This window comes from Nonomuraea jabiensis (genome assembly GCF_014204795.1).
Taxonomy (GTDB): Bacteria; Actinomycetota; Actinomycetes; order Streptosporangiales; family Streptosporangiaceae; genus Nonomuraea; species Nonomuraea jabiensis.
In genome coordinates this window covers 9,908,952-9,921,493 of record NZ_JACHMB010000001.1, presented here as the reverse complement: position 1 = coordinate 9,921,493, position 12,542 = coordinate 9,908,952, and the positions used below count along the sequence as shown (strand labels likewise).

The 12,542-nt window shown below is 71.5% G+C and carries 12 protein-coding genes; 3 read left to right on the top strand and 9 right to left on the bottom strand.

Going from position 1 to position 12,542, the window contains the following annotated elements; translation table 11 throughout:
• The first annotated feature begins 105 nt into the window (after positions 1–105).
• The gene (locus HD596_RS45435) at positions 106–342 is read left to right on the top strand and encodes a hypothetical protein (protein ID WP_185075537.1); all 237 of its coding nucleotides are present in this window, start codon (positions 106–108) and stop codon (positions 340–342) included.
• A 26-nt stretch (positions 343–368) separates the two neighbouring features.
• Entirely contained in the window at positions 369–1,283 is a 915-nt protein-coding gene (locus HD596_RS45430) for an NAD(+)/NADH kinase (protein ID WP_185075536.1), read from the top strand.
• Between the two features lie 15 nt (positions 1,284–1,298).
• Here HD596_RS45430 and HD596_RS45425 read toward each other — a convergent pair whose 3' ends face one another.
• The 5 genes from HD596_RS45425 to HD596_RS45405 are packed head-to-tail and all read right to left on the bottom strand — an operon-like array spanning position 1,299 to position 6,524.
• Positions 1,299–2,336 carry a hypothetical protein gene (locus HD596_RS45425; protein ID WP_221519879.1) on the bottom strand — a complete coding sequence of 346 codons (1,038 nt, stop codon included), beginning with the start codon at positions 2,334–2,336 and terminating at the stop codon, positions 1,299–1,301.
• A 54-nt stretch (positions 2,337–2,390) separates the two neighbouring features.
• Complete coding sequence (locus tag HD596_RS45420; RefSeq protein WP_185075535.1) at positions 2,391–3,236, bottom strand: carbohydrate ABC transporter permease; 846 nt, start codon at positions 3,234–3,236, stop codon at positions 2,391–2,393.
• Positions 3,229–4,254, bottom strand: a complete 1,026-nt coding sequence (locus HD596_RS45415; RefSeq protein ID WP_185075534.1) for a carbohydrate ABC transporter permease — start codon at positions 4,252–4,254, stop codon at positions 3,229–3,231. Before HD596_RS45415 ends, HD596_RS45420 begins: the two co-directional genes overlap by 8 nt.
• Complete coding sequence (locus HD596_RS45410) at positions 4,251–5,501, bottom strand: sugar ABC transporter substrate-binding protein (RefSeq protein WP_185075533.1); 1,251 nt, start codon at positions 5,499–5,501, stop codon at positions 4,251–4,253. Before HD596_RS45410 ends, HD596_RS45415 begins: the two co-directional genes overlap by 4 nt.
• A gap of 39 nt (positions 5,502–5,540) precedes the next feature.
• Positions 5,541–6,524: a LacI family DNA-binding transcriptional regulator gene (locus HD596_RS45405; RefSeq protein WP_221519878.1), complete on the bottom strand. Its 984-nt coding sequence runs from the start codon at positions 6,522–6,524 to the stop codon at positions 5,541–5,543.
• A gap of 162 nt (positions 6,525–6,686) precedes the next feature.
• Between HD596_RS45405 and HD596_RS45400 the strand changes: the two genes are divergently transcribed.
• Positions 6,687–8,753 carry an amylo-alpha-1,6-glucosidase gene (locus HD596_RS45400; protein WP_313046347.1) on the top strand — a complete coding sequence of 689 codons (2,067 nt, stop codon included), beginning with the start codon at positions 6,687–6,689 and terminating at the stop codon, positions 8,751–8,753.
• Here the strand turns inward: HD596_RS45400 and HD596_RS62855 are convergent.
• The 4 genes from HD596_RS62855 to HD596_RS45380 are packed head-to-tail and all read right to left on the bottom strand — an operon-like array spanning position 8,728 to position 12,539.
• Positions 8,728–9,558, bottom strand: coding sequence for a carbohydrate ABC transporter permease (locus HD596_RS62855; RefSeq protein ID WP_185075531.1), 831 nt, complete (start codon positions 9,556–9,558; stop codon positions 8,728–8,730). The genes HD596_RS45400 and HD596_RS62855 overlap by 26 nt on opposite strands.
• On the bottom strand, positions 9,555–10,490 hold the full coding sequence (locus tag HD596_RS45390) for a carbohydrate ABC transporter permease (RefSeq protein ID WP_185075530.1): 936 nt from the start codon (positions 10,488–10,490) through the stop codon (positions 9,555–9,557). Before HD596_RS45390 ends, HD596_RS62855 begins: the two co-directional genes overlap by 4 nt.
• Positions 10,490–11,788: an ABC transporter substrate-binding protein gene (locus tag HD596_RS45385; RefSeq protein ID WP_185075529.1), complete on the bottom strand. Its 1,299-nt coding sequence runs from the start codon at positions 11,786–11,788 to the stop codon at positions 10,490–10,492. Before HD596_RS45385 ends, HD596_RS45390 begins: the two co-directional genes overlap by 1 nt.
• A 7-nt stretch (positions 11,789–11,795) precedes the next feature.
• On the bottom strand, positions 11,796–12,539 hold the full coding sequence (locus tag HD596_RS45380) for a fibronectin type III domain-containing protein (protein ID WP_221519877.1): 744 nt from the start codon (positions 12,537–12,539) through the stop codon (positions 11,796–11,798).
• Positions 12,540–12,542: the final 3 nt, after the last annotated feature.

The following is a 12,542-nucleotide window of genomic DNA, read 5'->3' as shown; positions in this document are numbered from 1 at the left end:
CGTCTTCACCTGCGGCTCGCTCGTCACGGCCACGATCGGCGGCTGGCTGTCCGATCGGCTGGGACGCCGGAAGATCTTCGTGCTGGTGGTGTCCCCGGGGCGTACATGGCCGTCGACATCGCGCTGGTCGTGCGGGTCATGCCCCACCCCGACAACGCGGCCAAGGACCTGGCCGTCTTCCAGATCGCCAACTCGCTGCACCAGTCGCTCGTCCCGCTGATCGCCCCGCTCTTCCTCACCATCGGCGGCGGCGACGACAGCTATCCCGCCGCCTTCACGGCCGCACTGGTGTTCGCCGTGCTCGGTGCCCTGACGGTGATTCCCATCAGAAAGGTCCGCTGACCGCACCGCTGGGTAGGGGGCACCACGTGAAGCACTTCACTCTTGGGCTGGTGGTGCACCCCGACCGGCCGGTGCTGGACTCCGTACGGCTGATCGTCCGGCACGCGCGCCGCATCGGGGCCGCCGTCGTCGCCCGGCCGTGCGATGCCGCGCAGGTGGGGCCGGAGGTCGAGATCGTCACGCCTGAGGAGTTCGTCGAACGGGTGGACGGCGTGATCAGCCTCGGCGGTGACGGCACCATGCTGGGCGCGATGCGCCTGGTCGTCGGCCGCCAGGTGCCGGTGCTCGGCGTCAACCACGGGCACCTGGGCTTCCTCATCGAGGTGACCCCGTCGGAGCTGGAGCCGGCCCTCGACCGCCTGGCCGAGGGCCACTACACCCTCGAACCGCACAGCTGCCTGGAGGCCGACGACCACACCGCCTTCAACGACATCGTGGTCACCGCCGTCGAGCCGCTGTCCAGCGTGACCCTCGACCTCGAGGTCAACGGCCTGAGCCACGGCTACTACCGCGGGGACGCGGTGATCGCCTGCACCCCGACCGGCTCGACGGCCTACAACTACGCCGCGGGTGGCCCGGTCGTCTCACCGTCCGCCCCCGTCGTCGCCCTGACCCCGGTCGCGCCGATGTCCGGCATCAGCCGCCCCGTCATCCTCGGCAAGGACGACCGCATCGTCCTGCGCAACCCGTCCGGCGACGTCCCGCTGCTGTTCTCCGTGGACGGCACCCCCGCCGAGCCGCTCCGGCCGGGGGCCGAGCTGCGGATACGGCTGCGCACCGACGCCGTGGACATCGTACGGTTCGACGTCGACGCCTACGCCCGGCGCAACCGGGTCAAGCTCAGCCTGCTGGACCTGCCGCTCAGACCCGACCAGCTCGTGGAGCTCATCCCGCAACCCCTGCGCGAGCAGGCCGAACGGCTCCGCCAGACCATGCCCTAAGCCGCCCCGACCGGGTTAGACCCGGACGCCGGCCTTCCGCCACGCCTTCAGCAGCCGGCGCGCCGAGCCGCCGATCGGGCCGACGGCCTCGTACAGCACCTCCCGCGACACCGGCTCGGCCCGCGTCACGGCGGGCACGGCCTCGTCGGCGGCGGTGATCGTGTGGGAGCAGACGCTCAGCAGGTAGCCGGGGATGTTCAGGGCCGGGTCCGTGCAGCCCACCAGCGGGATCCCCACGGCGGCGACCACCGGGAAGACCGTGCCCGGGATGCCGATGGCGGCCTCGGCCTGGGCCGACGCCTGGACCGACGGCACGGAGCTGATCTCGTACTTCTCCCAGAGCGAGCGGTCCTCGCGGGGGTGCAGCCCCACGAGGATGTGCTTGCCTGCCGCCGCCAGCCGATCGGCCGCCGCCAGCAGCAGCTCGGTGCCGGGCGCCGAGCCGCCCGTGCTGCTGGACCTGGTCACGCTGGTGAGCACCAGGACGGTGCCGGGCTCCGGCGCCTGCCGGGGCAGGTCGTCGGTCTGCGGGGTGCCCACGACCGTGATCGGGCGGCGCGTACCCAGGTAGTCGTCGAACACCTTGGCCTCGGCCGGCGACGACGCGGTGACCGCCCTGAGCCGGTCGCGGAACTCCTTCGCGCGGGGCGCCTCGACCGGCAGCTGGTACGCCAGCGAGCTCGCGACCAGCGGCAGCCTCCGGAACCGGGCGGCGCAGTCCGCCGGCCAGTCCCCGGCGCCCGTCACGACGAGCAGGTCGGCGTCCGGAGCGCGGTCCGGCGTCGCGACCGGCACCGGATCGCCCGGCTTGATGCCCGTCAGGTCGGGCACCAGCTGCGTGATCTCCCACCCGCGCCGCCGCGCCTCCGGCAGCAGCGGAGCCACGTGGTAGGTGCCCCACGGCTCGTTCGTGGCGATCAGGACCCGGGGCGCCCTACCGGGCGTGGCCGCCTGGGCGGCGGTGCCGCCCAGCACGGTGAGACCCGCTCCGGAGAGCGCGCCGGCAAGCAGGGATCGACGGGAGAGCAGGGAAGATCTGTCATCAACTTTCACGTGACCGGAATCTATGGTGTGCTCCTGAACATCCGCTGACGCCCAGCGGAACGGTCAGCCCTTCTCGGAGCCCTCGTTGGCGCCGCGCACGAAGTACCGCTGGAAGATCACGAAGACGACCGCCACCGGAATGGTCGCCATCAGCGCGGCCCCCAGCTTGAGCGGATACTGCGTGCCCTTGCCCAGCGACCCGCTCACCAGGTCGGCCAGCCCCCGCGGCAGCGTGAACAGCTCGGGGTTCTGCACCGCCACCAGCGTGTGCGGGAACTCGTTCCAGGTGCCCTGGAAGGAGATGATGGTGAGCGTGAGCAGCGCGGGCCGGGCCATCGGCAGCACGACCGACCAGTACGTGCGGAAGACTCCGGCCCCGTCCACCCGGGCCGCCTCCTCGACGCTGACCGGCAGCGACTCGAAGAACTGCTTCATGATGAACACCCCGGCCGCGTCCGCGAGCACCGGCAGGATCAGCGCGGTGTAGCTGTCGTACATGCCGAACTGGTTCAGCACCAGGAACTTCGGGATGAACAGCACCACACCCGGCACCGCCATGATCGCGATGATCGACGAGAAGATCGCGCGCCGCCCCGCGAAGCGCAGCCGCGCCAGCGCGTACCCGGCCATGGAGTCGAGCAGCACGCGCCCGGCCGTGACGACCACGGTCACCAGCAGCGAGTTGCCCAGCCACAGCGGCAGGTCGGTGTTGAGGAACACCTTCTCGTAGCCGCCCATCGTCACCGGGTCGGGGATGGGCGACAGGGGGTGCGCCGCCGCGTCCGGCTCGGTCTTGAAGGAGGTGGCGATCTGGATGACGAACGGGTAGAGGAAGACGAGCGCGAAGAAGATCAGGATGCAGTAGCCGGCGAAGGTGGAGGCCAGCGACCGCGCGTTGTCCTTACGCATGACGCCTCTCTCTCATCACCCAGCGCTGGACCAGGGTCAGTACCACGATGATGGCGAACAGCACGAACGAGATCGCGGTGCCCGAGCCGTACTCGAAGCTGCGGAAAGCCGTCTGGTACGACAGGAACGCCGGTGTGAGGGTGGTCTTGGCGGGATTGCCCTGGCTCATCACGTAGATCTGGTCGAAGACCTGCCACGTCGAGATCAGCCCCAGCGTGAGCACCAGGAACAGGGTGGGTTTGAGCAGCGGCAGCGTCACGTTCCTGAAGACCTGGCGGCGGCCCGCGCCGTCCAGCATGGCCGCCTCCTCCAGCGACACCGGGATGTCCTGCAGGGCGGCCAGGAACATGAGCATGAACGTCCCCGACGTGGTCCAGACGACCAGCATGATGATGGTCGTCATCGCCACGCTGGGCCCGGACAGCCACTCCCACCACGACAGCCCGAACGGCCCGCCGGAGGTCAGCGCCTCCGGCGGGGCCGCCGGATCGACCAGGCCGACGGCCCCGAGCAGCAGGTGCAGCACGCCGCGCGAGTCGGCGAACCACTGGGGCCCGTCGATGCCGAACAGGCCCAGCAGGGCGTTGACGGCGCCGGAGTTGGCGAACACGAACAGGAACACCACGCTGATCGCCACCGAGCTGGTCACCGAGGGGAAGAAGAACGCGGCGCGGAAGAACGTCCGGCCCTTCAGCAGCCGGCTGTTGACGATCAGGGCCAGGCCGAGCGCCAGCACGGTCTGCAGCGGGACCACGATGGCCACGTAGTAGACGTTGTTGCGGACGCTCGTCATGAAGTCCTGCCTGGCCAGCCCCTCCTCGGTGAACAGGCGGGTGTAGTTGTCCACGCCGACGAACGGCACGCTGCCCCGGAACGGGCTGCCCTGCCCGTTCCAGTCGGTCAGGCTCACCCACAGCGCCATGAGGATCGGCGCCAGCATGAACAGGCCCAGGATCACCACGACGGGGGCCACGAACAGCCAGCCCGCCAGGTGCTCACGTGTCTTGCGAACGGTCATGACGTGCCGAGCGCGGCCTGGATGTTCTTCTGCGTCCGCTGCAGCAGCGTCTTGGGCGCGGTGGTGGCCAGCTGCTGCAGCCCGGTGTCGAAGTCGGCCAGGACGCTGTCCATCTTGGGGGCGTTCACGGGGCCCTGGGCGTAGTCGGCGCCGTTGACGAAGGGGCCGTCGTCGGGGAACTCGGCGGTGTAGGCGGCCTTGGCGGACTGGCGCGAGGGCATGACGCCGAACGCCTTGGCGAAGGTCATCTGCTGGTCGGCCTTGGTCATCGCCTCGACGAACGAGATGGCCTGCTCCTTGTGCTTGCTCTTGGCCGAGATGCCCCAGCAGTTCGTGAACGACAGCGTGCCCTTGCCCTTGGGGCCCGCCGGCAGCTCGTGGACCGAGTACTTGACGTCGGGGAAGTCCGCCTTGAGCGCGCCCTTGATCCAGTTGCCCTCGATGGTCATGGCGACCTTGCCCTTGCCGAACGCCTCGCCGCCCCAGCCGGCGTCGAGCTGGTCGGGATAGCGGGCCAGCTTGGCCGACACCAGCGAGCGCACGTACTCGAGCGCCGCGAGGTTCTGCGGGCTGTCGGCGGTGGCCTGCTTGCCGTCGGGGCTGGTCAGCCAGCCGCCGGCCTGCACCATGAACGCGCCGACGCGGTCGCGGGTCGGGCCGATCGCCAGCGGGGTGACGCCCTTGGCCTTGAGCTTCTCGCCGACCGAGGTGAGCTGCTCCCAGGTGGTCGGCACGTCGGCGTCGGTGAGCCCGGCCTTGGACCACAGGTCCTTGTTGACGATCAGCGCGAGGGTGGAGAAGTCCTTGGGCGCGCAGTAGAGCTTGCCGTCACGGGTGAACGCCGTGCGCAGGGAGGGGTAGAAGTCGTCGGGCTGGCTGATCTTGTCGCCGTACGGCTCCAGGGCGCCGACGCTGGCGTAGTCGGCGAAGCGGGAGGCGTCCACGTAGAACACGTCCGGGGGGTTGTCACCGGCGAAGGCCTGGCCGAGCTGCTGGGCGAGGTCCTGCGCGGGCGTCACCGTCGCGGTCGCGCCCGCCGAGGAGGCCCAGGTCTGGGCGGCCTGCTTGACGGCGGTGGTCTCGGCCTCGCCGGAGGAGCCGATGAGGATCTGCAGGCTGACCTGGCCGCCGCTCTGCTGGGGGGCCTGGCTCGGCTTGTCGTCGAAGCCGCTGCCGCAGGCCGACAGAACGAGCGTGGCGCAGGCGAGGCCGCTGATCGTGGCGGCGCGGCGGGTGCGTGGCGTCATCGGAGTGGTTCCTGTTCTCGCGTTATGGGGGGTCAGGGGTCAGGCGGACTGACGGATGGTCAACGTGGGGGCCAGCAGCACGTGCGCCGACGGCGGCCCGGCGTCGGGGCTCTCCAGGGCGCGGGCGAGCAGGTCGACGCAGGCCGCGGCGGCCTCGCCGAGCGGCTGGTGGACGCTGGTGAGGCCGACGGCCCGGGCAGCGGGCGTGTCGTCGAAGCCGATCACGGCGACGGGCCGGCCGGGCTCGCGGGCCTGCAGCGCGCCGAGGGCGAGGGAGTCGCTCGCGCACACCAGGGCGGTCACGCCGGGGTCGGCCGCGAGCAGGTCGAGGGCCGCGCTCTCCCCGGCGGCGATGCCGTCCTCGACCGCACGCTGAAGGCCGCTGAGGTCCTGCCTGCTGAGCGCTCTGGCCCACCCCTCGCGGCGGTCGTCGCCCACGCCCGAGCCGGGCGGCCAGCCGATGAAGCCGATGCGCCGGTGCCCGGCGGCCAGCAGGTGGCGGGTGGCCGCCTCGGTGCCCGCGGCGCCGTCCACGTCCACCCACGGGTGGCGCGCGTCGGGCAGATCGCTCCAGGGCCGGCCGAACGCCACGAACGGCAGCCCGCGCTCCAGCAGCCAGGACGCGCGCAGGTCGTCGTGGTGGGTGGCGGTCAGCACGAACGCGTCCGGCTTGTACGCGCCCAGCAGATCCTCGTACGTCGCGATCTCCGAGTCGTCGTCCGCGGCGGTGTAGAGCAGGATCCGGTACCCCTCCTGCGCGGCCGTCTCCGACAGGCTGTGCAGGAAGCGGTCGGCCCACGAGCCGCTGATCCCGTCGCCGTCGGGCTCGATGCCGATGGCGATCAGGCGGGAGCGGCCGGTGCGCATCTGGCGGGCGGCCTGGTTGGCGCGGTAGCCGAGCCGCTCGATCACCTCGAGGACGTGCTTGAGGGTCTCCTCCCGGACCACTTCCGGGCTGTTGAGCGCGTTCGACACCGTCTGGCGCGACACGCCTGCTGCCTTCGCCACATCGGTGATCGTCACCTTTTCCGCCATAAATCGCCTTTCGAGGGGGTTGAACGTTCAAAGTCTGGTGCGGCATGATTTGATCGTTCAAAGTTAGCGGAGTGTTTCGAAATCTGCACCCCCGGCGTCCGTCTGTCAAGACCCGGGGTGATCATTGACCTAGCCTCAGGGGGAAACGTAGTGCTTCAGCCGCTGCTGCACGATCTGGTCAGCACCGTCATGGCGCCGGCGAGCGCGCTGAGCGACGCCGACGGCCAGATCCGCCCGGCCGGCGTGCAGGGGCTCTTCTGCGCGGACCGCCGGGTGCTCTCCCAGGCCCGGCTCCTCGTGGACGGGCGCGAGCCGGAGTCCATCGGGTACGCGCCCGGGGCCGCCGGACAGGCCCGGTTCGTGTCCCTGACCCGCTGGCTCGGCGACCCCACGACCGACCCCACGGTCCGGATCGAGCGTTCGCGGGAGCTGTCGCCGTTCGGCATGGGCGAGCAGGTGGAGATCGTCTCCACCGCGTCGTCGCCGGTCACGGCCACCGTCACCGTCGAGCTGGCGTGCGACTTCGCGGCCGTCGAGGCGGTCAAGTCCGGGCGCTCCGGCACCCCCGTACCGGCGGGCGAGGCCGGGGACGGACGCCTGACCTGGCACGCCGACACCACCCGCGTCACCGTCACCGGCCACGGCGCCCACGCGACGGCGGGCGACGGGGCGCGCCTGCGGTGGGAGGTGAGCCTGCCGCCCCGCGGCCGGGCCACCCTGCGCTGGGAGTTGGCCGTCGAGGACCCCACCGCGGTCGTCGTGCCCCCCAACGCCACCCTCGAATGGAGCCCGCCGCACGTCACCGCCGGCGACCGGCGCGTCACCAGGCTGCTGGACCAGTCGCTCGAGGACCTGCGCTCGCTGCGGCTGGCCGAGCCCGGCGAGCCCGGCGACGCGTTCCTCGCGGCCGGGGCGCCCTGGTTCCTGACCCTCTTCGGCAGGGACAGCATCTGGGCGGCGCGCATGCTGCTCCCGCTCGGCACCCGGCTGGCCGCCGGCACCCTGCGCGTCCTGGCCCGCCGCCAGGGACGGCGCCTCGACCCGGACTCCGGCGAGGCCCCGGGCAAGATCATGCACGAGCTGCGGCGGGACGCCTTCGACCTGGACGACAAGGGCGGACGGCTGCCCGCCGCCTACTACGGCACCATCGACGCCACCCCGCTCTGGATCAGCCTGCTCCACGACGCGTGGCGCTGGGGGCTGCCGGACTCGGAGGTGCGGGCGCTGCTGCCGAACCTCCAGGCCGCGCTGGGCTGGCTCGCCGACCACGCCGACCCCGACGGGGACGGGTTCCTCGAATACATCGACTCCAGCGGCCGCGGCCTGGCCAACCAGGGCTGGAAGGACTCGGGCGATTCCGTCCGCTTCCACGACGGCCGCCAGGCCGAGCCGCCGATCGCGCTGGCGGAGGTGCAGGGCTACGCCCACCAGGCCGCCCTGCACGGGGCCGCCCTGCTGGACGCCTTCGACCTCCCGGGGGGCGACCGGTGGCGCGACTACGCCGGTGCGCTGGCCGAGCGCTTCCGCGCCGCCTTCTGGGTCGACGGGCCCCACGGCCCCTTCCCGGCGCTCGCCCTCGACCGCGACAAGCGCCCCGTCAACTCCCTGACCAGCAACATCGGCCACCTGCTCGGCACCGGCCTGCTCTCGCGCGAGGAGTCGGCCCAGGTCGCCGGCCTGCTGGCCGCGCCCGGCATGGCGGAGGCGTTCGGGCTGCGGACGATGTCGTCGGAGGAGGGCGGGTTCAGCCCGCTGTCGTACCACTGCGGATCGGTCTGGCCGCACGACACGGCCATCGTCATCGCCGGCCTGGCCAGGGAGGGCTTCGACGAGCAGGCCACCACCCTGGCCGAGGGGCTGCTGGCGGCGGCCGAGTCGTTCGGCTACCGGCTGCCGGAGCTGTTCGCGGGCGACGCCCGGGACCTGGTGGGCCGCCCCGTGGCCTACCCGGCCGCCTGCCGCCCCCAGGCGTGGTCGGCCGCCGCCGCGGTCGTCATCGCCCACGCGGCGGCCGGGCTCTACCCCGACGTGCCGGCCGGCCGGGTGGAGCTGCGCCCGCTGTCCGGCGCGCCCCTGGGCGCGCTGGCCGCCGGGCTGCGCGTGGCGGACGCGGAGGTCGAGGTACGGGTGGACCACGACGGCGCGGCCACCGTCAAGGGCCTGCCCGCGGGCCTGCGCCTGGAGGAGGCCGTCACCCCTTCGTCGCCCCGCCCGTGAGGCCCTTGACGAACTGCTTCTGCAGCAGCAGGTAGAAGACCAGGATCGGCAGCGTGGCCAGGAACATCAGCGCGAACATGCCGCCGAAGTCCGCCGCGTACTGGCCGAGCGACTTGTACACGCCCGTCATGATCGTCGTGCCCTCGCGCGGGCCGTAGATGATCAGCGGGTTGAGGAAGTCGTTCCAGATCCACACCCCGAGGAAGATCAGCACGCTCGCGGTGGCCGGCCGCAGGAGGGGGAAGACGACGCGCCAGAACGTCTGCCAGCGCGTCGCCCCGTCGATCGCGGCCGCCTCCTCCAGCTCGCGCGGGATGCCCTTCATGAACCCGGAGAAGACGAACACCCCGAACGGCACGTAGTAGCCGACGTTGAACAGGATGAGCCCCTGGAGCGTGGACATCAGCCCGAGCGACTTCAGCACCTGCGTGACCGGGATGAGGATGACCTGCGGCGGGATCATCAGCCCGCACAGCAGCAGCACCATGACCGCGCGCGACCACCACTGGGTGTGCCGCGCCAGGTAGTGGCCCAGCATGGCCGACAGCAGCGTCAGGATGACGATCGACAGCGAGGTGACCACGACGCTGGTGCGCAGCGACGACCAGAAGAGGCTGTCGGGGTCGGTCAGCACGCGGGTGAGGTTGTCCAGGGTGAACGGATCGGGCAGCGACATCGTGTCACGGGCGACCTGGCCGCTCGCCTTGAAGACGTTGATCAGCGCGATGTAGAGAGGGATGAAGAAGACCGCGCCGATGACCAGCGCCACCAGCGGCCGCACCCACGGCAGGCGGGATCCGCTCACAGCTGCACCTCCCTGCGCTGCAGGATCCGCAGCGTGACCACCGACAGGGCGGCGATGACCACGAGCATGACGACCGCCTCGGCGGAGGCGTAACCGGTACGGTTCTCCACGAACCCCTCCTGCAGGACGACGAACGCCACGCTGGCCGTCGTGCCCGTGCCCGGGCCGCCGTTCGTGATGACCTTCACGTGGTCGAAGATCTTGAACGCCGAGATCAGCAGCACGACGGTGTTGATGGTCAGCGCGGGCGCCAGCAGCGGCCAGGTCACCTTCCAGAAGCGGCGCAGCGGCCCCGCCCCGTCGATCGCGGCCGCCTCGGCCAGCTCCTGCGGCACGCCCTGCAGCCCGGCCAGGTAGACGACCACGCAGAAGCCCAGCATCTGCCAGCAGACGATGGACGACAGCGAGTACAGCGCGATGTCCGGGTCGGACAGCCAGCCCGGCGGCTCGGCCACGCCCAGGGCCCGCAGCCCCTGGTTGACCGGCCCGTCGTCGGCGAGCACGCGCGTCCAGATCACGCTGATGACCACCGAGCTGATCACCATCGGCGTGAAGAAGACGCTGCGCAGCGCGTTGTAGAGCCAGCCGCGCCGGTCGAGGACGACGGCGACGGCCACGCCGAGCACGTTCGGGACGATGACCACGATCAGCGTCAGGATCGTGGTGACCCGCAGCGAGTTCAGGAACGTCTCGTCCCGCAGGAGCAGCGCGTAGTTGCGCAGGCCCACGAACTGCGTGTTCGGCCTGAGCAGCGCCTGGTTGGTGAGGCTGTAGCCGACGCTCATCGCGATCGGCAGCAGCACCAGGCACGTGTAGACGAGCGTGCCCGGCGCCGCGAACGTCAGGAAGTGCCACAGGCCCGGCCGCGCCGGCCGCCTGCTCCTCCGGCGGGTGAGCGTGCCGGGCCTGCGATGGGTGGTGCTGACGGCCATCAGCCGCTCTTCTCCCATTCGGTGTCGAGGAAGGCCAGCGCCTGGTCCGTCGTCTTCTTGCCGCTGACCAGGTCCTGCGCGGTCGACCAGAACTTGCCCTGCATGCCGGGCAGCATCGCCGCGTCGCCCGCCTCCCAGCTGAACGCCGGGACGGTCGCGTTCTGCTTGAGGGCCTGCTGCCACAGGTCGTACACGGCCTTGAAGACCGGGCCGGTGGTGGACGGCGGCGTGTAGCCCTTGACGGCGGGGAAGAGGGCGTCGGCCTTGACCGAGGCGTCCAGGTTCTCCTTGGTGAGCTGGAAGGCCAGCGCGAACTTCTTGGCCGCGGCCATGTTCTTGGCCGTGGCGCTGACGGACAGGCCGCCGCCGGTGAACGCCGGGAGATGCAGGCTCCCGTCGTCGCTCGGCCAGGCGAACACGCCGATGTCGTCCTTCATGTCCGACTGGTCGGCCGCGGCGGCGAACCAGCTCCCCATCGGGTACATCGCGCCCTTGCCGCCCAGGAACGCCTCCTGCGTCTTGGGATAGTCCTGGCCGATCTGCCGCTTGTCGATGTAGCCCTTGGCGGCCATGTCGGCGAACTTCTGCGTGGCCGCCTTCATGGCCGGGTCACCGGCGAAGGTGACCTGCCCTGCGCGCCGCTTGGCGATCCAGTCGGGCGTCCTGGCGTACAGGTCGGTGGCCAGGATGGCGGTCCACGGCTGGGACGTGACGAACACCCCGCCGCTCACGAACGGCGTGATCCCGGCGGCCTGCAGCTTGCCGGCGTCGGCGAGCAGCTCGGCGTACGTCTTCGGCGGCGCCTCGATCCCGGCCTTCTTGAACAGCTTCTTGCTGTAGTAGACGTTCGGGATCGTCTGGGTGTTGGCGGGCAGCTGCAGCACCTTGCCGTTGACCGCCCCGCAGGTCGGGCAGATGAAGTCCTTCAGCTCCTCCTGGGTCCAGGTCGCCAGGTTCGGCTCCAGCGCGATCAGGTCCTGCATGCCGATCTGCACGTCCGGCAGCTGGCCCGAGGCGGCGAGCTGCTTGGCGTAGTCGTTGCGCTCCGACTCCGACGGCGCGGCGACGAGCTCCACGTCGAGGTCGGGGTTGGCCTTCGTCACCAGCGCGACCTGGGCCTTCCAGTACGACTCCGGCAGGTTCGGCGACGGGAAGACGAGGAAGGTGACCTTCTGCTTGCCCCCGCTGGAGGGGCCGCTTGATTGCTGGGCGGACGTGCTCGGCGTACCGCTCGAACAGGCGCTCAGCGCCAATGTGACGGCCAGCGCGAGGGCGCCGGCCGCGGACAGCTTGTTCATGGTGAGCTCAGTCTTCTCCGGTGGTGGGGGATGGGGGGTCGTCGCCGGTCGTCCGCCGGACGACGTTCGACGGCGGGCCGTAGCGGAAGGCGCGCACCCGGTATGACGCGTGCCGCTCCTCGGGCAGGGTGACCAGGCCGAACGTGGTGACGTCCGGCGCCAGGACAGCGATCACGCGGTAGTCGGGCCGGCCGGCGGGCCGGTCCTCCAGCAGGAAGCCCTCCTCGTCGCGGGCCTGGTCGGCCCACCGGAACGCGACGCCGTCGGCCTGCGTCACCGTGGCCGCCAGGCCGGTGGGCGCGGCCCCGTCGCCGCCCACCGGCCGCGTCCCGGGGGACCCTCCCGGGATCACGCGCGGCTCGGCCCAGCCGGGGCCGGGCTTCGGGTACGGGCCGTCGCCGAGCGCGACGTCGACCGGCGCGGAGGCCGCGCCGTAGTAGGGCCGCAGCCGGTAGTGGAACGTGGTGCGCGGCATGAGGTCGGGATGGGTGTACGTGGTCTGCTCCGGCGGCAGGAAGCCCAGGATCGTGTACGGCCCCTGAGGCTCGGTGGCGAACTCGAGCACGTGCCCGGCGGCGCCCGGATCGCGGCCCCGCCAGCGCAGCGCGATGTCGGTCGGCGACACGAGCGCGGCCTCCAGCCGGACCGCGGGATACCGCGGCCCCTTGGCAGGAGCAGCCGCCGGATCCTGCGGCCGCTCCTGCCGAGGGGCCGCGCACCCGGCGACCACCAGCGCCAGCGCCAACACCATCCG